Source organism: Amycolatopsis acididurans (assembly GCF_012328925.1).
In the GTDB taxonomy this organism is placed as follows: domain Bacteria; phylum Actinomycetota; class Actinomycetes; order Mycobacteriales; family Pseudonocardiaceae; genus Amycolatopsis_E; species Amycolatopsis_E acididurans.
Window position 1 is genome coordinate 118,632 of the sequence record NZ_JAAXLS010000011.1, and the last position, 20,697, is coordinate 139,328.

A 20,697-nucleotide genomic window follows, 5' to 3' on the forward strand; every position below is an offset into this window, starting at 1 on the left:
GCCGGGCGGGCCCGTCCGACGGGGGAAAGCGCTTTCAGAACAGCCTGAGGTCGTCGCTCTCGGTGCCGCGCAGTGCGTCGTAGTCCAAGGTCAGACAGCGGATGCCGCGGTCCTCGGCCAGGGTCCGGGCCTGCGGTTTGATCAGCTGTGCGGCGAACACGCCCTGCACGGGTGACAGCAGCGGATCGCGGTTGAGCAGCTCCAGGTAGCGGGTCAGCTGCTCGACGCCGTCGATCTCGCCGCGGCGTTTGATCTCCACCGCCACCGTGGCGCCGCCGCCGTCGCGGCACAGGATGTCGACCGGGCCGATCGCGGTCGGGTACTCCCGCCGGATCAGCGAGTAGCCCTCGCCCAATGTGGTGATGTGCTCGGCCAGCAGCTCCTGCAGGTGCGCTTCGACGCCGTCCTTCTGCAGGCCCGGCTCCACACCGAGCTCTTGCTTGACCTCCTCGAAGCGCTCCTCGATCGTGATGACGAGCTTCTCGCCCGCCTTGTTCTGCACGGTCCAGATGTCGCCGTCCTCGATCAGCCAGCACGGCGGGCTCATCCAGTTCAGCGGCTTGTAGGCACGGTCGTCGGAATGCACGGACACCGATCCGTCCGCCTTGATGAGCAGCAGCCGCGTGGCCATCGGCAGGTGGGCGGTCAGGCGGCCGGCGTAGTCGACCTGGCAGCGAGCGAGTACGAGGCGCACCCAGCGAGGGTAGAAGATGCGCGGGCACACTGTCCGGGTGGATCCCATTCGACAGGTCAGCTCGCGTGAGGTGTACCGGAACAACTGGATGACCGTGCGCGAGGACGGCATCCGCCGCCCCGACGGCTCGGCCGGCATCTACGGCGTCATCGACAAACCCGACTACGCACTGGTGATCCCGCTCGACGGCGACCGGCTGCAGCTGGTCGAGCAGTTCCGTTACCCGCTCGGCCTGCGCCGGTGGGAGTTCCCGCAGGGCACCGCGCCGGATCTGGCCCACCAGGACCCGCTCGACCTCGCCGCCCGCGAACTGCGCGAGGAGACCGGGCTCGTCGCCGGGAAGATGACCGACCTCGGCCTGCTCGACGTCGCGCCCGGCATGTCGAGCCAGCGCGGCCGGGTGTTCCTCGCGACGGAGCTGACCGAGGGCCCGCACGACCGCGAGCACGAGGAACAGGACATGCGCACCGGCTGGTTCACCCGCGAGGAGTTCGAGAAGTCGGTGCTGCGCGGCGAGATCACCGACGCCCAGTCGATCGCCGCCTACACGCTCCTACTGTTCCACGAACGCTAATCGGTCCACTCCGGCTTGCGCTTCTCCAGGAACGCGGCCATGCCTTCGCGGGCGCCGGGGATCTGGGAGGCCGCCGCCATCACCTCGACGGCGATCGCGTACGCGTCGGCTTCGGGGCGGTCGAGCTGGGCGTAGAGGGTCTGCTTGCCCAGCGCCTTGCTCGCCCGGCTGCCCTTGGTGGCGCGGCCGAGCAGTTCGGTGACCGCCTCGTCCAGCCGCTCGTCCGGCACGACGCGGTTCACCAGGCCCCAGTCCAGCGCCGTGACGGCGTCGATCACGTCACCGGTCAGCGCCATCTCCATCAGCCGCTTGCGCCCGACCGCCCGGGCGACGGGCACGGCCGGGGTGTGGCAGAACCAGCCGCCCTTGCCGCCGGGCAAGGCGAACCCGGCCGATTCGGCAGCGACCGCCAGGTCGCAGGATGCCACGAGCTGGCAGCCGGCGGCCGTGGCGAGCCCGTGCACCCTGGCGATGACGACCTGCGGCACGGACTCGATCGTGCGCATCAGCTCGGTGCACAGCCGCAGCAGCTCACGCACCCCGGTCAGGTCACGGGCGGCGACGTCGCCGAAGTCGTGCCCGGCGGAGAACACCGGTCCGGCCCCGGCCAGCACGATCCCGGTCGCGTCGGTCCGTCCCGCCTCGCGGAACGCCGCGAGCAGTTCGGCGAGGTGCTCCTCGGACAACGAGTTGCGCCGCGCGGCGCGGTTCATCGTGATCGTGACCGTGGCGCCGTCGCGCTTGACCAGGATGTGCTCGTATTCGCCCATGCCCCGACGCTAACTCACCCGCACGGTGTTGTGATACCCGAAGACACGCCGCTCACGAGCGGTCACTTCGCGCATCACGCGCTCGCGGCGCGCGGTACTGGTGGCCTCGCGGTAGAGGGGCTGTGCGAACAGGTCCACACTGTCGATCTCGTGGAATGCCAGCAGATCCGGGCCGCTGCCGCCGGTTCGCCGGTAGCGCCGGGTGCGGCGCCAGCCGGGCATCGCGTGCAGCAGCGGGACGTGCTCCTCGCGGTACCAGGCGTCCAGCCCGTCCGGATCCCGTGTCGACAAAGCGACCGAGACGACGACGGGAGGCGCGACGGTGACCTCGCCACGGTCGTCGATCTGCTCGTACACCCGCCGGTCGAGCACGTCGAGCCGCTCGACCACCGACCGCTCGCGCGGGCTGCGCACGCGCACCGCCTCGTACTCCGGCGACTCCAGCGCCGCCAGGTCGAGTTCGTACCACGCGAGCCAGCCCGGCCGCTGCCCGTCGAGCGCGCGGTAGCGGTACCCGCTGCGAATACCGGGCACGGACAGGCGCGCCGGCGCGTGCTCGTTGTCGTACCAGTCGTGGAACTCCGCGTCGCCGGCCCGCCCTGGCTCGGCGAACACGAAAAGCAGGCCTTCGCTCATCGGGTACCGTTCTTTCCGTGTCGCGTGAGGATCCGGACGTCATCGATTCGGTGGAGAAGGCTTTCCGCCTGCTGCAGAGCTTCTCCGCCGAACGGTCCGCGATGACGGTGAGCGAGGCGGCCGCCGCCACCGGGCTCACCAGGGCCACCGCGCGCCGGATCCTGCTGACCCTGGAGCGGCTCGGGTTCGCCGAAACCGACGGCCGCAGTTTCCGGCTCACCGCCGGCGTGCTGCGGCTCGGCTACGGCTACCTGGCCGCACTGCCGTTCTGGGAGCACGCCCAGCCGCACATGCGCGCGCTGTCCGACGAACTGCGCGAGTCCAGCTCGATGGCCACATTGGACGGTGGCGAGATCGTCTACGTGGCCCGCGTGCCGGCATCCCGGTCGATGACGATCACGCTCAACGTCGGCTCCCGCCTGCCCGCCTATCCCACGTCGATGGGCCGGGTGCTGCTGGCCGCGCTGCCCGAACCCGAGCTGCGCTCCTATTTGGACTCCACGACGCTGGAACGCCTGACCCCCAACACGATCACCGATCCCGACGAGCTGCGGGCCGAGCTGCGCCGCGTCGCCGAGCAGGGTTTCGCAGTGGTCGACGGGGAACGCGAGGAGGGCATCCGCTCGGCGGCGGCCCCGGTTCGCGGCTCCACCGGACGCGTGCTGGCCGCGCTGAACGTGTCCGCCAACGCGGGCCGCGTGTCGCTGGAGGAGCTGCGCGGGCGGTTCGTGCCGCGCCTGCTGGAGACCGCCGAGGCGATCACCAAGGACATCGCCGGGCTGCATTAGAAGCCGAAGCACCGCGCCGGATTGGTGACCAGCAGCCGCCGCAGGGCCGCCTCGCCGGGCGCGATCTCGGCGAGGGCGTTGACCAGGTCCCCGTCGTTGGGCATGAAGCCGTGCGTGTTCGGGTGCGGGAAGTCGGTACCCCACACGACACGATCCGGCGCCTCGGTAGCGAGCAGCCTGGCCAGCGCGACCGCATCACCCAGCTCCGGCGGCCGGGTGGCGATCCGGTCGGCGCCGGAAAGCTTCACCCACACGTCACCGGAATCCAGCAACCGCAACAGCGCCGCGACCGCCTTGCTGTCCGAACCGGACCGCGGATCGACACGGGCCATGTGGTCGATCACGACGGGCAGCGGCAAGGAGCGTACGAGATCCTCGTGCTCGGCGATCCCGTCCCCGGCCACATGCAGTGCGATGTGCCAGCCATGGGCCTCGATCCTGCCGACGATGGCGCGGATCGTCTCCGTCGACGGCGCGGGCCCGAGATGCGGCGTGAAGTGCAGGCGCGCGCCGCGCACCCCGGCCTCGTGCAGCCGGGCGATCTCCTCGTCCGGCGTCGCGGGTGTCACCAGCGCGACGCCCCGGTAGCGGCCACCGCCCTGCTCCAGCGCGTCGAGCAGCGCGGAGTGGTCGGTGCCGTGACACGCCGACTGCACGATGACCGAACGCTCGAAGCCGAGGAAGTCGTGCAGCCGCCGCAGATCCGCCAGCGGCGCCTCGGGCGGGGTGAACGTGCGGTCTTCGGCGTAGGGGAACCTGGACACCGGTCCGAAGATGTGGCAATGCGCGTCGCACGCGCCGGCGGGCAGCGAGATCACCGGCGCCTTCGGGTTCGGGTCGGGGCCGGGGCAGGTCGGTTCGGTCATCAGTCACACCTCGCGGTCATTCCGCCGTCCACAACGATTTCCGTGCCCGTGACGAACCGGGCCTCGTCGGAGGCCAGGAACAGCGCGGCGTACGCGGTGTCCCTGCCGTCTCCCATGAAGCCCAGCGGGATCCGGGCCTGGCGCTGGGCCAGTAACGCCTCGACATCACCGCCCGCGCGCTGCCCGGCCAGCCGTGACTCGACCATCGGCGTGTGCAACTGGCCCGGCACCACGGTGTTCACGCGAATGCCGTCTGCCGCATGCTGCACGGCGGTGACGCGGGAGAACTGGATCACCGCCGCCTTCGCGGACGCGTATCCGACCTGCGCCGATCCGGTCCAGCGCAGGCCCGAGGTGGACGCTGTGTTCACGATCGCGCCACCACCCTGCTCGCGCATCACCGGGATGGCATGCTTGCAGGTCAAGAACACGCTGGTCAGGTTGTAGTCGAGCTGCGCCTGCCAGTCCTGCTCGGTCAGTTCGACCGGGCCGCCGTGCCGCGACCCGCCGACGTTGTTGACCAGGATGTCGATCCGGCCGAACTCGCCGCGGCACGCCTCGATCATCGCCGCGACGGCGGTGTCGTCGGTGACGTCGCAGGTGTGCGTGGCGATCGTGCCCTCGACGCGCTGGACTGTTTCGGTGAGCGCGCCGGGTTCGAGGTCCACGGCGAACACCTTGGCACCTTCGCGGGCGAACGCCACCGCGGCGGCGCGCCCGTTGCCCCAGCCGGGACCGACGCTGCCGGCACCCGTGATGACGGCGACCTTGCCGTCGAGCCTGCCCGTCACTCCTTACCGACCTCCAGCGCGACCAGGAACCGCGACACCATGTTGTAGGCGGCGACGGTCACGGTGAGCTCGACCAGCTGCTGATCGTCGAAATGCTTGCCCAGCAGGCGGAACAGCTCGTCCTCCACGGCGATGTCGTTGGTCATCGCGTCGGTGTAGGCCAGTGTGGCGCGCTGGCGGTCGTCGAGCGCGCCGGTGTCCGCGCCGACGCGCAGTGCGGCCAACTGCTCGCCGCTCATGCCGGCCTCGCGGGCGACCGGCTCGTGCGCGGCCCATTCGTAGGCCGCGCCGTTGAGTTCCGCGACGCGAAGCACGGCGAGCTCGCGGATGTCCCCCGGCAGGGTCGAAGCCCCCCGGATGGCGCCGAGCAGGCTGTTCCAGCCGTCCGCGAACCGCGGGCTGTGCAGCAGCATGCCGTCCAGCGGGGTGAGGCGACCGCCCCGGCGCTGCCGGATGCGGTCGGCCACGTCGCCGCCCTCGACCACGTAGTCGAGCCTTGCCATCTGACTCCTTTCTCAGGCCGCCGGAACGGTTTCCGCGTTGCCGGTGACGGGTTTGCCGGACAGCACGACGCGCGCCCGGTCGAGGTCGAGCACGCCTTCCCAGCGGCTCACGACGATGCTGCCGAGCATCTGGCCGCACAGGCTCACCAGACCACGCATCGTGGACAGGAACCGGTCGATGCCCAGCACCAGCATGATGCCCGCGACCGGGACGGCACCCGTGGTGGACAACGTCGCGGCGAGGATCACGAACCCCGCTCCCGCCACGCCCGCGCTGCCCTTCGAGGTGATCATGAAGACCGCGAGCAGGCCGATCTGCTGCCACAGTGAGAGGTTCACATCGAAGGCCTGTGCGATGTAGAGCGAGGCGAACCCGAGGTAGAGGCACACGCCGTCACCGTTGAACGCGTAGCCCGAGGGCACCACGAGACCGACGATCCGCTTCGGACAGCCGAGGTTCTCGAGCTTGCGCATCAGTTGCGGCATCACGGCTTCGTAGTTGGCGGTGCCGAGCGTGATGAGCAGTTCGTCCTTGAAGTAGCGGTACACGCGCAGGATCCGCAGGCCGCAGAGCCGGGCCACGACGCCGAACACCACGAGGCAGAACATGATGCCGGTCGCCCAGAACAGCACGACGATCCCGCCGAGACTGGCCAAAGTGGACGCGCCGAACTTGCCGGTCGTGTAGGCCATCGCCCCGAACGCCCCGATCGGCGCGAGATACATGATGATCTTGACGATGCCGAACAGCGCCTCGCTGACCCGCTCCACGCCTCGCACGATCGGCGCCGCGCGCTCCCCCATGGCCTTCAGCGCGATGGCGAACAGGATCGCGATCAGCAGCACCTGCAGGACGTTGCCCTCGGTGAAGGCGCTGACCACGGTTTTCGGGATGATGTTGACCAGGAAGTCGTACCAGTGCTGCGATTCGCCGGCCTGCGCGTACTGTTGCGCGCTGCCGGAGAGCTTGAGCGAGTCCGGTTTGGCGTGGATTCCCGAGCCCGGGTTGAACAGGTCCATCACGATCAGGCCGATGATCAGCGCGATCGTGGTGAGCACCTCGAAGTAGACCAGCGCCTTGACGCCGACGCGCCCCACGCTGGTGAGCTCGCCCGCGGACGCGATCCCGGTGACGATCGTGCAGAACACGACCGGGGCGATGAGCATCTGGATCAGGGAGATGAACCCGGTACCGACGGGTTGCAGCGAGGCGCCGACCCCGGGCGCGACGAACCCCAGCACCGCCCCCAGCACGATCGCCACCAGCACGGTGACGTAGAGCTTCGTCGTGAAAGCACTTCGCAAGACTGTTCCGGCCGACATCTTCGTCTCCGCATGTTCGACTGACGTACATCTGCTCGTCTGACGAACACACTATGCGCGCACGAGCCGACCGGGTCAAGAGGGTTGACCCCGTGGCAGGCACACGGCCAAGGCGCGGCGCCGATCACGCCGCGCCGCTCAGCCTCCTACCGGGCTCAGGCCCGGTCCAGAACCGCGTGCAGGAACTCCCGTGTCCTGGGCTGTTCCGGCGCGGTGAACAGCTTCTCGGGCACGGCGTCCTCGATGACCTGCCCCTGGTCGAACATCATCACCCGGTCCGAGACGTCGCGCGCGAACTGCATCTCGTGCGTGACGCACAGGAACGTGATGTCCGTGGTGGTCGCGATCTCCTTGAGCACCCGCAGCACACCCGCCACCAGTTCGGGGTCGAGCGCGGAGGTCACCTCGTCCAGCAACAGCACTCGTGGCCGCATCGCCAGCGCCCGTGCGATCGCGACACGTTGCTGCTGACCGCCGGAAAGCTGGCTCGGGTGCGCCCTGGCCTTGTCGCTGAGGCCGACCATGTCGAGCAGGTCCACGGCCCGCGCCTCGGCCTCCCCTTTGGACAGTCCGAGCGCGCGTATCGGCGCCTCGGTGACGTTCTGCAGCACGTTCATGTTCGGGAACAGGTTGAACTGCTGGAAGACCATCCCGATCCGCTTGCGCATCTGCCGCAGGTGCTTCTCGTTGGCGGGCACCATGTTGTCGCCCCTGGGGGTATGCGTCAGGCATTCGCCGCCCACGTAGATCCGGCCTTCGTTGACGCGCTCCAGCGTCATCAGCAGGCGCAGGATCGTCGTCTTGCCCGAACCACTCGGCCCGATCAGCGTCACGAACTCACCGGGCGAAACCGTGAAGTCCAGCTCCCGCAGCACCACGTGATCGCCGAACTTCTTGACCACACCGTCGAAACGGATCATCTCAGAGGTGTCCGACACGACGCTCCAACCTTCTCACCAGAATCGACGACGGATAACTGACGAGCAGGAACAACAGGCCCGCCAGCGTGTAGGGCTCGATAACCCGGAACGTCTCCGCCCCCTGCTCCTTGGCGCGGTTGAGCACGTCGAGCACACCGATCGCGAGCAGCAGCGGCGTTTCCTTGAACATCGAGATCGTGTAGTTGCCCAGCGCCGGCAGCACCCGCGGCACCGCTTGCGGCAGGATGACGCCGAGCCACACCCGCGAGCGCGGCAGGCTGAGCGCGGTCGCGGCCTCCCACTGTCCTTTCGGGACGGCGTCGATACCCGCCCGGTAGACCTCGGAGGTGTAAGTGGCGTAATGGATCCCGATCGCCACCACACCGGTCAAGAACGCCGAGGGCTTGATGCCCAGCGCGGGCCATAGCAGGTAGAAGATGATGAACACCTGGATCAGCAGCGGAGTGCTGCGCACCAGCTCCACGAACAGGAACACGGCCTGGCTCAGCACCGGTACCCGAGCCCGCCGGATCAGCGCGAACACGAGACCGACCACGTAGGCCAGGATCGAACCCAGGACCGTCAGCTCGACGGTGACCACCAGACCTTGGAGCAGCAGGGGAATCGAGTCGCGTGCGTTCTGCCAGTCCCAGTTCATCTAGCCGCTCACCCCGCTCTGGGAGTACTTCTCGGCGAGGCGCTGCCGCTTCGACGGTGGTCGCCGCCCGAGCCGCCGCGCGCCGACCCGTTCCAGGAACCGCATGATGATGGTGATCACGATCGCGATGACCAGGTAGCACACGAGTTCGACGCCATAGATGAACACCAGGTTGGTGCCGAACACGGGCCGGAGCAGCTCGCCCTTCTCGGTGATCTCCCCGGCCGAGATGAAGAACAGCAGCGCCGTGCTCTTCATCAGCTGGATGAAGAGATTGTTGAACGGCGGGAGCATCTCCACCACGGCCTGCGGCAGGATCACCCGGAACATCCGTTGCGCGGGCGAGAACGACAGTGCGGTGGCGCCCTCCCGCTGCGCGCGCGGCACCGACTGCACAGCACCCCGCACGATCTCCGCACCGTAGGCCCCGTGGTTGAGGCCCAGCACGAGAATACCGGCGAACAGCGGAATCAGCTTGAATCCGACGAGCGCGGGCAACACGAAGTACAGCCAGAACAGCTGCACGACTTCCGACGTCCCGCGGAAGCCCTCGACGTACACGCGACTGATGAAGCGGATCGTGCGCGACGGCGACAACATCGCGAGACCCGCGACGAAGGACAGCACGATGGTGATGGCGATCCCGCCGACCGTCGCGTAGATCGTCGCACTCAGTCCACTGAGGATTGATGACAGTATTGTGGAATGTGCCTCGGACACAATGGTTCGCCTCGATCAGGCGGCACACAACTTGGCGGTCGTGAGGTCCGGCGCGGGCAGGTTGTTCGCCGCGAATCCGAACGGCGTCACGATCTGCAGCCATTGCCCGCTGCCGTGCAATGTCTGCAGCTGCTGGTTGAACGCGTCACGCAAGGATCCGTCGCTCTGCCGGAACACGAACCCACCGGCGGAGACCACAGGCTGACCGTTCTGCGTCGGGGTGAAGCCCGCAGTGACCTCCACGCCCGCACCCGGGTTCTGCTTGACCAGCCACTTCAGCGAGATGTCGGTCAGTGCCGCGGCGTACACGCGGCCCGACGTGACGGCACGCAGCATGTTGTCCTGCGTGTCCAGCGTCTGGATCTGGCTGTCGGATACCCCGGCACCCGTCGCATAGCCCTTCTCGACCGCCCCCGACAGCACCGCGAGCGGCACCTTCTTCGAAGCGACATCGGCCAGCGTGTTCACGCCCTGCGGATTTCCTTTAGGTACCAACAAGGCCGTAAGGGCCGAATAGTCCGGATTGGAGAACGACGCGGCCTTGCAGCGCGTCGGCGTGATGTTCATACCGGCCGCGACGACGTCGAACTGCTTGGCGTTCAAGGCCGGGATGAGCTGGTCGAAGGGCACGACACTGGCCTGAACGGTGTCGATGCCCAGCCCCTTGAACACGGCTCGCGCGACCTCTGGCGCCTCACCGGTGGTGTTACCGGAGGAGTCGGCGAACCCGTAGGGCGCCTCGTTGGCGATACCGATCTTGATCGTCTTGGCATTCTTGGCGGCCGTGAGCGTGTCCTGACCGCCACCGCCTGTGCTCTGGCAGGCGGCGAGCACCGCCGGCCCTCCGATCACAGCAGCCCCGAGGACCGCTGAGCGCCTGAAGAAATCCCGTCGCGTCCAATCACCCTGCGCCATCGCAGCACCCCTTTGTCGCTTCGGCTGGTTTACCGAACGTAGGCGCCCCACCCTTTCGGGTCAAAAGATGACCACACAATAGCGGTATTCCCGTTATCAACCCGAGATCAACGCTCGGTATCGGTAGGTCGTACGGTGCGTGACAGCCGACGCTCAGTCCTGCGACAACCCGTTTTTCTCGCGAACCAGATCCACGATGCCGTCCATGATCTCGGTCAGCTCGTAATCCTTCGGGGTGAACACGCGGGCGATCCCGCGGTCGGCGAGCAGCTTGGCGTCGTCGGCGGGGATGATGCCGCCGACGATCACCGGAATGTCACCGGCACCGGCGGCACGCAGGCCGTCGACCACCTCGGGCACGACCTCCAGATGCGAACCGGACAGCACCGAGAGCCCGACCACGTGCACGCCCTCCTGGACGGCGGCCGCGACGATCTGCTCCGGGGTGAGCCGGATGCCCTGGTAGATCACCTCGAACCCGACGTCACGCGCGCGCACGGCGACCTGCTCCGCGCCGTTGGAATGCCCGTCGAGCCCGGGCTTGCCGACGAGAATCCGCAGCCGCTCGCCCAGCTCCTCGCTCGTCTTCCGCACGCGCGCTCGCACCCGCGACAGCTCCTGCGCGTCACCCGACATGGAGGCGGCCGAAACCCCGGTGGGCGCCCGGTACTCACCGAACACCTCGCGCAGCGCGGCGGACCACTCCCCGGTCGTGACACCGGCGCGAGCACACTGAAGCGTTGCCTCGAACAGGTTTTCCGACGTGCCGGCGACTTCGCGCAGCTTCATGAGAGCGCTGTCCACCGCCGCGCCGTCCCGCTGTTCGCGCCACTTCTCCAGCGCCGCGATGGCCTGTTTCTCGACGGCGGAGTCGACCGTTTCGACGGCCTTGGCGCCCTCGGCCTGCAGCGGGCTCGGTTCGGTGGTGTCGAACTTGTTGACACCGACGATGATCCGCTCACCGGACTCCACCCCGCGCCGGTACTCGGCGAGCGAGGAAACCAGCTGGGACTTCATGTAACCGCTTTCCACCGCGGCCACCGCGTCACCGAGTTCGGCGATCCGGTCGATCTCCTCCTTCGCCCCGGACGCGATCTCCTCCACTTTGGACTCGACCACGTGCGAACCGGCGAAAATGTCCTCGTACTCCAGCAAATCCGTCTCGAACGCGAGCACCTGCTGCATGCGCAGCGCCCACTGCTGGTCCCACGGACGCGGCAGCCCGAGCGCCTCGTTCCACGCGGGCAGCTGGATCGCGCGGGCGCGCGCGTCACGCGAGAGCGACACCGCGAGCATCTCCAGCACGATGCGTTGCACGTTGTTCTCCGGCTGCGCCTCGGTCAGCCCGAGCGAGTTGACCTGCACGCCGTAGCGCAGGCGGCGGGCCTTGGGATCGGTGACGCCGTAGCGGTCGCGGGTGATCTCGTCCCACAGCCGCGTGAACGCGCGCATCTTGCACATCTCTTCGACGAAGCGCACGCCGGCGTTGACGAAGAACGAGATGCGGCCGACGACCTTGCCCATGTCGGCCTCGTCGATCTGACCCGAATCGCGGATCGCGTCGAGCACCGCGATCGCGGTGGACAGCGCGTAGGCGACCTCCTGCGTCGGCGTCGCGCCCGCCTCCTGCAGGTGGTAGCTGCAGATGTTGATCGGGTTCCACTTCGGCACGTGGTGCACCGTCCACGCGATCACGTCGGTGATCAGCCGGAGGCTCGGCGCGGGCGGGAAGATGTAGGTGCCGCGGGAGAGGTACTCCTTGATGATGTCGTTCTGCGTGGTGCCGGTGAGCTTCGCGAGCACCTCGTCCACGTCGCGACCCTGTTCACGGGCCTGCTCCTCGGCGACGGTGACGTATAGCGCGAGCAGCCACATCGCCGGGGCGTTGATCGTCATCGACGTGTTCGCCTCGGCCAGCGGGATGCCGTCGAAGAGCCTGCGCATGTCGCCGATGTGCGCGATCGGCACGCCTACCTTGCCGACCTCGCCCTTGGCCAGCGGATGGTCGGCGTCGTAGCCGGTCTGCGTGGGCAGGTCGAACGCGACGGACAGGCCGGTCTGCCCCTTGGCCAGGTTGCGGCGGTACAGCTCGTTGGACGCCGCGGCCGACGAGTGGCCCGCATAGGTCCGCATGACCCAGGGCCGGTCTCGCTCACGATCCGTGGGGTAGGGCACGGTGCACCTCCAGCGACGTCCGGGTCCGTCGATTCTACTCATCGGTAACTTGTCCCGCACGCGGCGAGTTGTAGCTAGTGTGGCTTGTTGTGACCTGGAATTCTTATGGCACTTACCTCATTTTCGTGATCCTGGTGGTGCTGGCGCCCGGTCCGGACACGCTCGTCACGCTGAAAAACGCCCTCTCGGGTGGTACCCGGGGCGGGCTGCTCTCCACCTGGGGCATCCTGATCGGCAATCTGCTGCAGGGCACCGCCGTCGGGCTGGGCCTCGGGGCGCTCATCGTCCGGTCGCAGCCGCTGTTCCTGGCCGTGCGCTGGGCCGGCGTGGTGTACCTGTGTTACCTGGGCTTCCAGGCGCTGCGCGGGGCGTGGCGGGGCGACTACCGCAAGCTCGACGAGTTCGGCGCGCGGTCGACGAGCTTCCGGCGCTGGCGCGAGGGGTTCCTGTCCAACGTCACGAACCCGAAGGTGCTCGCGCTGTACCTGTCGGTGCTCCCCCAGTTCCTCGACCCCGGCAAGACCAGCGCCTGGGACGCGCTGGTGCTGGCCTACACGGTCGCGATCCTGGGCGCGGTGTGGCTGCTGGTGCTGGTGATGCTGGTGCACCGGGTCCGGGCCTGGCTGCAGCGCCGCCGGGTGCGGCGCTCGCTGGACGCCGTCACGGGCACGGCCCTGGTCGGCTTCGGCGTCGCGCTCGCGCTGGAGGGCTGATCAGAGCAGGCCGGCCAGGTCGAGCCGGAGTGCGACCGGCGTCGGCACGGTCATCTTGCCCTTGTGCGCCTCCAGCAGGACGTAGCCTCCGCCCTCCCGGTCGAGGCGGTAGCGGAACAACGCCAGGTCCGCGGGCTCGTCGGTGAGGTTCTCGACTCGCCAGAAATGCTCGATTCCGGCACGCGCGTACTCGGCGGGCTTGTCGACCTGGTCGGTCGTGACAGATCCGGGCGAGGTGACCTCGACGAGCAGGACACAGCGTTCCAAAGTGCGTCGTAGTCGGTGACGGTCAATCCATCGGCGGGCATGTCCACCCGGTTCGGCGGTGCGGTCATCGGCCACCCAACCCGTGAGCTCGTCGTCGCGAGCATACCTTCGCAACAGCCGCCACCAAGGCTGTCGCGCGGACGCGATCAGGCGCGCTCGGGATTCCCCGTGACGCGGTCGATCCGGGCGCCCAGCCGGTTCAGGTTCTCCACGAAGTGCGGGTAACCACGGTCGATGTGGAAGACGTCCCAGATCTCGGTGATCCCGTCCGCGCACAGGCCGGCCAGCACCAGGCCAGCGCCCGCGCGGATGTCCGACGCCCAGACCGGGGCGCTCGACAGCCGCTCCACACCCCGCACCACCGCGTGGTGCCCGTCCGTCCGCGCGTCCGCGCCGAGCCGCACCATCTCCTCGATGAACCGGAACCGCGCCTCGTACACGTTCTCGGTGATCATCGACGTGCCCTCCGACACCGTCGACAACGCGACCGCGAACGGCTGCAGGTCCGTCGCGAAACCCGGGTAGGGCAGGGTGACGAAGTCCACCGCCTTCGGCCGGTCCGCCTGCACGATCCGGAAACCCTGCCCGTCGAAGGGCGTCACCTCGGCACCGGCCAGCCGCAGCTTCTCCAGCACCAGGTCCAGGTGATGCGGATTCACGCCGTTCACCGTCAGATCGCCGCGCGTCATGGCCGCCGCGAACGCCCAGGTGGCGCCCACGATCCGGTCGCCGATCACCCGGTGTTCGGTCGGGCGCAAGGAATCCACGCCGTGCACGGTCAGCGTCGACGTGCCCGCACCCTCGATTTTCGCGCCCATCTCGGTGAGCATCGTGCAGATGTCGGCGATCTCCGGCTCGCGCGCGGCGTTGTCGATCACCGTGGTGCCCTCGGCGAGCACCGCGGCCATCAGGATGTTCTCCGTCGCGCCGACGCTCGGGAAGTCCAGCCAGATCTGCGCACCCCGCAGCTCGCCGGCCTTCGCGACGACGCATCCGTGCTCGATCGTGCTCGTCGCACCGAGTGCGCGCAGCCCGGTCTGGTGCATGTCCAGCGGCCGCGAACCGATCGCGTCGCCGCCGGGCAGCGCCACGACCGCCCGCTTCAGCCTGCCGACCAGTGGCCCCAGCACGCAGACCGACGCGCGCAGCTTGCCCATCGCGGGCGAGTCGGCGCGGTGCGACAGCTCCGAGGGCGTCGTGATCCGTGCCGTGTCGCCGTCGAGTTCGACCTCACAGCCGACACTGCGCAGCACGTCCGCCATCAGCGGAACGTCCAGGATCTGCGGGCAGTTGGTGATGGTCGTCGTGCCCTCGGCGAGCAGCGCAGCGGCCATCAGCTTGAGGACGCTGTTCTTGGCTCCCACCACATCGACCTCGCCCACCAACCGGGCGCCGCCGTGCACATCGAAGTGCTCGCTCATGGCCGTCATCATGCCTGCCGGTGTCTCCACCCAATCGGTGGGGCACTCATTAACGGACCGCGACGCTTCTAACTCGAAAGTGTGAAACACTACGCGCCTCCGAGACGATAATTAGCCCTGCTGGGGGACCTTTGAGCGAAATTGTCGCGCCGCCGCCGGTGCATCGCGGGGAAATCGACGGCGTGCCGGTGTTCTGGAACGAACAACCCGGGCGGGTGAGCGCGAGTCTCATCTTCGGCGTCGGTGTCGCGCACGAGACGTTCCTGGGGAGCGGCATCACACATCTCGTGGAACACCTGGCGATGCGGCCGCTGCGCACCGGGCGGTACGACAACAACGCGACGACCGAAATGCTGCACACGAGTTTCGACGTGACGAGCGGCCCGGAAACCGTTGTCGACCATCTCAGGCGTATTTGTGAATCACTGTCCGAACTGGACACCGGTCCACTGGAAGTCGAACGCGCCGTGCTGCAGGCGGAGGAACGCGTCAGCGACGGACCCGGTGTCACAGCGTGGCTTCCGCCGTCGATCTGGTTCGGCAACCAGGCGTACGGCCTCGCGGGAAACGTGCAGATCGCCACAGTGCGCGCGACGGCAGGCGAGGTGCGCGCGTGGGCGGCACGCTGGTTCCACCGCGGCAACGCGGCACTCGTGCTGTCCGCTCCCCCGCCGCCGAACCTGCGGCTACCGCTGCCGGACGGGCCGCGGCAGGCGCCGCCCGTGCTCAAGCCGTTCGACCTCGCCACGCCGGCGAGCACCGCGATTCCCAACGGCGTCGTGGCCTGCGCGCTGGTCGGCTGGACGCCCGCGATGGCCTGCGCCGCCGGGATTCTCACGATGCGGCTCACCGACCGGCTGCGGCACTCCGAAGGCCTCGTCTACGACGTCGCCTTCGACCACCAGCCCATCGGCGCACATCGCGCGTTGCTCGGCTTCGGCGCCGACGTGGGAGACAAACACACACGCCGCGTGCTCGACGCGATCGGCGACGAGATCGACAGCCTCGGTGCCAACGGACCCAAACCCGAGGAGATCGCCGCGGACCGGGCCGCGCTCGTCGAGGACATCGGGGAGCCGGCGTTCGCGACCTATCGCGCCTTCGACGCCGCGATGGCCGAACTGACCGGCTGGCCGTCCGCCGTCGCACACCAGGACGCCGTGCTCGCGGGCATCGCCGTGGAGGACGTGGCGGCCGCGGCACGCGAACTCGCGGCGAACCTCGTGCTCGCGGCACCACCGCGGCACGTGCCCGCCGATCTGCCCGAGCTGCCGGGCAGCCCGCTGGCGCCGGTGGCCGGCCGCGAGCTGAAGCGTGTGCTCGTCGGATGCACGGCCCCGCGCGGCTACCGCCTCGTCGCGGGAGACGACGGGCTGAGCGCGTTCTACGGCCCCAGCCAGGTGCCCGTCGCCGTCGTCCGCTTCGACGACCTCGCGGGCGTGGCCGTGGAGAACACCGACGGCCGGCGGCCGATCCTGCACCTGTCCGGCCTGCACGGCGGGATGATCACGGTGCGCCCGGGCGACTGGCGCGGCGGCCGGGCGCTCGTCGACGAGCTGCTGCGGCGGGTCGGCCCGGAGATGTGTTTCGAAGCGCCGGAAAGCATGAGACTGTTCGAACAATCGTAGGATCGGGCCATGTCGGTAAGGATCAATCGCGTCTACACCAAGGTCGGCGACTCCGGGACCACCGCGCTCGGCGACGGGTCGCGGGTGCCCAAGACCGATCCGCGGCTGGCGGCCTACGCCGACGTCGACGAGACCAACTCGGTCATCGGCATCGCGCTGGCCGTCGGTGGCCTGAGCGAGGAGATCGCGACCGTCCTGCGGCGCGTCCAGAACGACCTGTTCGACGTGGGCGCGGATCTGTGCGCCCCGGTCGTGCCCGATCCGCCGTATCCGCCGCTACGGATCACCGAGGACTACGTGTCGCGGCTGGAGGGCTGGTGCGACCAGTTCAACGAGCGGCTGCCGAAGCTGACCTCGTTCATCCTGCCCGGCGGCACCCCCGGCGCCGCCTTCCTGCACCAGGCGCGCACGGTGGCGCGGCGGGCGGAACGCGCCGGCTGGGCGCTCGTGGAGGCCGATGCGGACCGCACGAACGCGCTCGCCGTGAAGTACCTGAACCGGCTCTCGGACCTGCTGTTCATCCTCGCCCGGCTGGCCAACCCCGACGGCGACATCCTGTGGAAGCCCGGCGGGCAGGACTAGCGGTCGCCGCCGTACATCAGGACCGACTTCCACAGCTGGGGCGAGACCTCCTCGCCCCTGCTCGCCGCCCGCGTGAGGCCGTAGGCCATGCAGACGCCCAGCAAGGCCAGCGCCGCCGCGTACGCGATGACGCCCACTCCGAGTACCCAGAGGACGGCGTCCACCGGTCCCACGACGGCCAGCGCGACCGCCGCGGCGAGTGCGACGACGATGAACAGTGCCGAACCGGCTTGGTCCAGCCGGAGCACCACACGGAGAAAAAGCTTGTGTTGTCTGGTCATGACCAGAACGCTAATGACGGTTTCCCCGCCACGCGATTACCTCGCGGGTAATGGTCACGCTCAACTGGCGCGGCGCAGGCCGCGACCGGGTGGGGCGGATTCGAGCCAGGAGAGAAATCCCGTCAACGCGCCAGGGCCCATCGCGATCTCGATCGGCGCCCCACCGTCGGACACACAGCGCAGCACAGACGCGTCGGCGGGTACCGCATAGGCTTCGGTACCCGCCGGGTCACGACGATCCGCGATCTCCAAGGCTTCCCGCTCGAACACGCGATCCGGACCGGTCCTCAGGCTCCACACCCGGTACCAAGCGAACACCTCGCCCTCGTACCGGCCGATCCCCAGATGCCACCCCGCACGGGCGTTGTCGGGATTCCAGCGAAGCGCGACGCTCACGCCGCCGGCACGCCGCATGCGCGCCCACCTGAGCACATACCAGATCGCCAGCACCGCCAGTACGAGCAGAAGAGCCAAAACAACCACGGCTATCTCCACGGCTGTCTCCTGCTCGCCATCGCTACCTGAGCGGGTTGCCGGACGCGGCAAGTCGTACTGAACTCCAAGCCACGTCGGCCTCCTTCGCGAACGGCGGGTCGTACCTCAGCTTAGGTTACGTGGCCCTCAGGCCTCGTGACCGGCCGCCCGCAGCCGCGCACGGCCGCGCAGGCGGGTCTCCTCGTCGTCGGATTGGGCATCGACCCGCGCCTGATCGACGTCGATCTCGTGGCGCAGCTCGGCCGATTCCGCGAGGATGCTGACGCCATCCTCGGTGACGGAGATGAAGCCACCGTCGACGGCGGCGAAGACCTCGTCTCCACCGACCGAGTCGATGCGCACCATCTCGCCCTGCGTCAGCTCGGCCAGCAGTGGCACGTGATGCGGCAGCACACCGATCTCACCCACGGTGGTACGAGCGAACACGAAGGTGGCCTGGCCCGACCACACCTCACGCTCGACCGCCACCAGGCGGACGGACATCTCAGCAGCCACTGTCAGCTCCTTGTCTCTGGCTCACCATGTCCGAAACACCCGGCCGGATCACGAGGATCCGGCCGGGTGTCTGCGAATCAGCGGCTGAGCTCGTCGGCCTTCTTCTCAACGTCGTCCAGACCACCCACGAGGTGGAACGCCTGCTCGGGCAGGTGGTCGAACTCACCCTTGGTGATCTTGTCGAAGGCTTCGATGGTGTCCTTCAGCGGCACGTTCGAACCAGGCTGGCCGGTGAACTGCTCGGCAGCCATCATGTTCTGCGACAGGAACCGCTCGATCCGGCGGGCCCGGCCGACCAGCTGCTTGTCCTCTTCGGACAGTTCGTCGATACCGAGGATCGCGATGATGTCCTGCAGGTCCTGGTAGCGCTGGAGGATCCGGATGACCTCCTGCGCGACCCGGTAGTGCTCCTCGCCGACGATCTGCGGGTCGAGAATCGTCGAGCTCGAGGCCAGCGGGTCCACCGCCGGGAAGATGCCCTTGGAGAACACCGTCCGCGACAGCTCGGTCGTGGCGTCGAGGTGCGCGAACGTGGTCGCCGGAGCCGGGTCGGTGTAGTCGTCCGCGGGCACGTAGATCGCCTGCATCGAGGTGATCGACCGGCCACGGGTCGAGGTGATCCGCTCCTGCAGCTCACCCATCTCGTCGGCCAGCGTCGGCTGGTAACCCACCGCGGAAGGCATCCGGCCCAGCAGGGTCGACACCTCCGAGCCCGCCTGGGTGAACCGGAAGATGTTGTCGATGAACAGCAGCACGTCCTGGTTGCGGACATCGCGGAAGTACTCCGCCATGGTCAGCGCGGACAGCGCGACCCGCATACGAGTGCCGGGCGGCTCGTCCATCTGGCCGTAGACGAGCGCGGTGTTCTTGATGACGTCCGCGTCGCGAAGCTCCAGGATCAGGTCCGTGCCCTCACGGGTGCGCTCACCGACACCGGCGAACACCGACGTACCACCGAAGTTGCGGGCGATACGGTTGATCATCTCCTGGATGAGCACCGTCTTGCCGACGCCGGCACCGCCGAAGAGGCCGATCTTGCCACCACGCACGTACGGGGTGAGCAGGTCGACGACCTTCAGGCCGGTCTCCAGCATCTCCGTACGACCCTCGAGCTGGTCGAAGGCCGGCGCCTGCCGGTGGATGCTCCAGTGTTCGAGGTCGCGGCCGAAGCCCGGCTCGTCGAGGCATTCGCCGAGCGTGTTGAACACGTGGCCCTTGACCTCGTCGCCGACCGGCACCGAGATGGCCGAACCGGTGTCGAAGACCTCGACGCCACGGACCAGACCGTCGGTGGGCTGCATGGAGACGGCCCGCACCAGGTTGTCACCGAGGTGCTGGGCGACCTCGAGCGTCAGCGTCTTGGCCAGGTCGCTGAAGGTGACCTCCACCTTCAGCGCGTTGAACAGAGCGGGGACCGCGTCCCGCGGGAACTCGACGTCGACCACCGGGCCGGTGACGCGGACAACGCGACCGGTTCCCTTGCCCGTCGTGGGGATGTCCGAAGTAGCTGTGGGTGCACTCATGTCTCAGTCTTCACTTCCTGCGGCGGCGAGCGCGTCGACACCACCGACGATTTCGCTGATCTCCTGGGTGATCTGGGCTTGGCGGGCCCGGTTGGCCTCGAGCGTGAGGTCACGGATGAGGTCGTTGGCGTTGTCCGTCGCGGCCTTCATCGCCCGGCGCCGCGACGCCGACTCCGAAGCTGCCGACTCCAGCAACGCCGCGAAGATCCGCGTGCCGAGGTACTTCGGACCGAGCGAACGGAACAACTCGTCCGCGTCCGGCTCGAATTCGTACAGCGTCTTGACCGCGTCCTCGGCCCCGTACTCGACCTCCAGCGGCGCCAGCCGCTTGGCGACCGCCGTCTGGCTGAGCATGTTCTTGAACTCGGTGTAGACGATGTGCAACTCGTCCACCCCGGTCAACTGAACCGCCTCTTCCTCGCCCTCGGGCAGGTAAGAGGTCCGCGCTTCCTCGTTCTCCTCCGAGCCGGCGCGGAAGGCGCGCATCAGCGGGCCTGCCGCGGCCGCCGCGTCGGTATAGGCGGGCTGCTCGGAGAAGCCGGTCCAGGAAGCCTCGACCTCACGCTGCCGGAAGCTGTAGTAATTGAGGCCCTTGCGCCCGATGACGTAGAGGTGCGGCTCCTTGCCCTGCTCACGCAGCAGAGCCTGGAGTTCCTCGGCCCGGCGCAGGACGTTGGCGTTGTACCCGCCGCAGAGCCCACGGTCCGAGGTCACCACCAGCACACCGGCCCGCCTGGGGGCCTCGCGCTCGACGAGCAGCGGGTGCGGGTATCCCGCGGCGTCGGCCAGCGCACACAGGACGCTGGTGATCTCCTCCGCGTAGGGGCGCGCCGCTTCCACCCGGGCCTGTGCCTTGGTGATCCGGGACGTGGCGATGAGTTCCTGCGCCTTCGTGATCTTCCGCATCGACTGCGTCGAGCGGATCCGTCGGCGGAGTACCCGTATCTGTGCTGGCATCC

Annotated in this window: 24 protein-coding genes; 5 read left to right on the forward strand and 19 right to left on the reverse strand. The window is 68.4% G+C overall.

Features of this window, described 5'->3' with window-relative positions:
* Nucleotides 1-34 precede the first annotated feature (34 nt).
* Nucleotides 35-694: an endonuclease NucS gene (gene nucS, locus HFP15_RS18440; protein ID WP_168517224.1), complete on the reverse strand. Its 660-nt coding sequence runs from the start codon at nt 692-694 to the stop codon at nt 35-37.
* Nucleotides 695-710: 16 nt separating this feature from the next.
* On the opposite strand from nucS, the gene HFP15_RS18445 reads away from it, so the two are divergent.
* Complete coding sequence (locus HFP15_RS18445; RefSeq protein ID WP_210717436.1) at nt 711-1,268, forward strand: NUDIX domain-containing protein; 558 nt, start codon at nt 711-713, stop codon at nt 1,266-1,268.
* Here the strand turns inward: HFP15_RS18445 and HFP15_RS18450 are convergent.
* Both HFP15_RS18450 and HFP15_RS18455 read right to left on the reverse strand, forming a co-directional pair.
* Nucleotides 1,265-2,038: an enoyl-CoA hydratase-related protein gene (locus HFP15_RS18450; protein WP_168517228.1), complete on the reverse strand. Its 774-nt coding sequence runs from the start codon at nt 2,036-2,038 to the stop codon at nt 1,265-1,267. The genes HFP15_RS18445 and HFP15_RS18450 overlap by 4 nt on opposite strands.
* A gap of 9 nt (nt 2,039-2,047) precedes the next feature.
* Nucleotides 2,048-2,674, reverse strand: a complete 627-nt coding sequence (locus tag HFP15_RS18455; protein WP_168517230.1) for a hypothetical protein — start codon at nt 2,672-2,674, stop codon at nt 2,048-2,050.
* Nucleotides 2,675-2,691: 17 nt separating this feature from the next.
* On the opposite strand from HFP15_RS18455, the gene HFP15_RS18460 reads away from it, so the two are divergent.
* The gene (locus HFP15_RS18460; protein ID WP_168517232.1) at nt 2,692-3,462 is read left to right on the forward strand and encodes an IclR family transcriptional regulator domain-containing protein; all 771 of its coding nucleotides are present in this window, start codon (nt 2,692-2,694) and stop codon (nt 3,460-3,462) included.
* On the opposite strand, the gene HFP15_RS18465 is transcribed toward HFP15_RS18460, so the two are convergent.
* From HFP15_RS18465 to HFP15_RS18505, 9 genes are all read right to left on the reverse strand, one after another.
* The gene (locus HFP15_RS18465; protein ID WP_168517234.1) at nt 3,459-4,328 is read right to left on the reverse strand and encodes an amidohydrolase family protein; all 870 of its coding nucleotides are present in this window, start codon (nt 4,326-4,328) and stop codon (nt 3,459-3,461) included. The two genes, HFP15_RS18460 and HFP15_RS18465, sit on opposite strands and share 4 nt — an antisense overlap.
* A complete protein-coding gene (locus HFP15_RS18470; protein ID WP_168517236.1) occupies nt 4,328-5,119 on the reverse strand; it encodes an SDR family NAD(P)-dependent oxidoreductase in 792 nt (263 codons plus the stop codon). The genes HFP15_RS18465 and HFP15_RS18470 overlap by 1 nt, the downstream gene beginning before the upstream one ends.
* A complete protein-coding gene (locus HFP15_RS18475; RefSeq protein ID WP_168517238.1) occupies nt 5,116-5,622 on the reverse strand; it encodes a carboxymuconolactone decarboxylase family protein in 507 nt (168 codons plus the stop codon). The genes HFP15_RS18470 and HFP15_RS18475 overlap by 4 nt, the downstream gene beginning before the upstream one ends.
* 12 nt (nt 5,623-5,634) lie before the next feature.
* Complete coding sequence (dctA, locus tag HFP15_RS18480; protein WP_246271822.1) at nt 5,635-6,927, reverse strand: C4-dicarboxylate transporter DctA; 1,293 nt, start codon at nt 6,925-6,927, stop codon at nt 5,635-5,637.
* A gap of 173 nt (nt 6,928-7,100) precedes the next feature.
* Entirely contained in the window at nt 7,101-7,865 is a 765-nt protein-coding gene (gene ehuA / locus HFP15_RS18485; protein ID WP_168517358.1) for an ectoine/hydroxyectoine ABC transporter ATP-binding protein EhuA, read from the reverse strand.
* Between the two features lies 1 nt (nt 7,866).
* Nucleotides 7,867-8,523: an ectoine/hydroxyectoine ABC transporter permease subunit EhuD gene (ehuD, locus tag HFP15_RS18490; protein ID WP_168517243.1), complete on the reverse strand. Its 657-nt coding sequence runs from the start codon at nt 8,521-8,523 to the stop codon at nt 7,867-7,869.
* On the reverse strand, nt 8,524-9,243 hold the full coding sequence (gene ehuC / locus HFP15_RS18495; protein WP_168517245.1) for an ectoine/hydroxyectoine ABC transporter permease subunit EhuC: 720 nt from the start codon (nt 9,241-9,243) through the stop codon (nt 8,524-8,526).
* Nucleotides 9,244-9,258: 15 nt separating this feature from the next.
* Nucleotides 9,259-10,158 (reverse strand): ectoine/hydroxyectoine ABC transporter substrate-binding protein EhuB, encoded by a 900-nt coding sequence (gene ehuB / locus HFP15_RS18500; protein ID WP_168517360.1) that lies wholly within the window; start codon nt 10,156-10,158, stop codon nt 9,259-9,261.
* A gap of 153 nt (nt 10,159-10,311) precedes the next feature.
* Complete coding sequence (locus HFP15_RS18505; protein WP_312871641.1) at nt 10,312-12,333, reverse strand: ethylmalonyl-CoA mutase; 2,022 nt, start codon at nt 12,331-12,333, stop codon at nt 10,312-10,314.
* Nucleotides 12,334-12,422: 89 nt separating this feature from the next.
* Here HFP15_RS18505 and HFP15_RS18510 point away from each other — a divergent pair, with 89 nt between their 5' ends.
* On the forward strand, nt 12,423-13,046 hold the full coding sequence (locus tag HFP15_RS18510; protein WP_168517249.1) for a LysE family translocator: 624 nt from the start codon (nt 12,423-12,425) through the stop codon (nt 13,044-13,046).
* Here the strand turns inward: HFP15_RS18510 and HFP15_RS18515 are convergent, their stop codons facing one another.
* Entirely contained in the window at nt 13,047-13,565 is a 519-nt protein-coding gene (locus HFP15_RS18515) for a Uma2 family endonuclease (RefSeq protein ID WP_168517362.1), read from the reverse strand.
* The gene (gene murA, locus HFP15_RS18520) at nt 13,460-14,734 is read right to left on the reverse strand and encodes a UDP-N-acetylglucosamine 1-carboxyvinyltransferase (RefSeq protein WP_168517251.1); all 1,275 of its coding nucleotides are present in this window, start codon (nt 14,732-14,734) and stop codon (nt 13,460-13,462) included. Before murA ends, HFP15_RS18515 begins: the two co-directional genes overlap by 106 nt.
* 131 nt (nt 14,735-14,865) lie before the next feature.
* Here murA and HFP15_RS18525 point away from each other — a divergent pair, with 131 nt between their 5' ends.
* The gene (locus tag HFP15_RS18525; RefSeq protein ID WP_168517253.1) at nt 14,866-16,362 is read left to right on the forward strand and encodes a M16 family metallopeptidase; all 1,497 of its coding nucleotides are present in this window, start codon (nt 14,866-14,868) and stop codon (nt 16,360-16,362) included.
* A 9-nt stretch (nt 16,363-16,371) separates the two neighbouring features.
* Entirely contained in the window at nt 16,372-16,944 is a 573-nt protein-coding gene (locus tag HFP15_RS18530) for a cob(I)yrinic acid a,c-diamide adenosyltransferase (protein ID WP_168517256.1), read from the forward strand.
* Here HFP15_RS18530 and HFP15_RS18535 read toward each other — a convergent pair.
* The 5 genes from HFP15_RS18535 to HFP15_RS18555 all read right to left on the reverse strand — a co-directional run bounded on the left by HFP15_RS18535 (nt 16,941) and on the right by HFP15_RS18555 (nt 20,695).
* Entirely contained in the window at nt 16,941-17,225 is a 285-nt protein-coding gene (locus HFP15_RS18535; RefSeq protein ID WP_168517258.1) for a hypothetical protein, read from the reverse strand. The two genes, HFP15_RS18530 and HFP15_RS18535, sit on opposite strands and share 4 nt — an antisense overlap.
* A 60-nt stretch (nt 17,226-17,285) precedes the next feature.
* Nucleotides 17,286-17,720, reverse strand: a complete 435-nt coding sequence (locus HFP15_RS18540; protein WP_168517260.1) for a DUF2550 domain-containing protein — start codon at nt 17,718-17,720, stop codon at nt 17,286-17,288.
* A 126-nt stretch (nt 17,721-17,846) separates the two neighbouring features.
* On the reverse strand, nt 17,847-18,203 hold the full coding sequence (locus tag HFP15_RS18545) for a F0F1 ATP synthase subunit epsilon (RefSeq protein ID WP_168517364.1): 357 nt from the start codon (nt 18,201-18,203) through the stop codon (nt 17,847-17,849).
* 89 nt (nt 18,204-18,292) lie between these two features.
* The gene (atpD, locus tag HFP15_RS18550) at nt 18,293-19,738 is read right to left on the reverse strand and encodes a F0F1 ATP synthase subunit beta (protein ID WP_168517262.1); all 1,446 of its coding nucleotides are present in this window, start codon (nt 19,736-19,738) and stop codon (nt 18,293-18,295) included.
* Between the two features lie 3 nt (nt 19,739-19,741).
* Nucleotides 19,742-20,695, reverse strand: a complete 954-nt coding sequence (locus tag HFP15_RS18555; RefSeq protein WP_168517264.1) for a F0F1 ATP synthase subunit gamma — start codon at nt 20,693-20,695, stop codon at nt 19,742-19,744.
* Nucleotides 20,696-20,697: the final 2 nt, after the last annotated feature.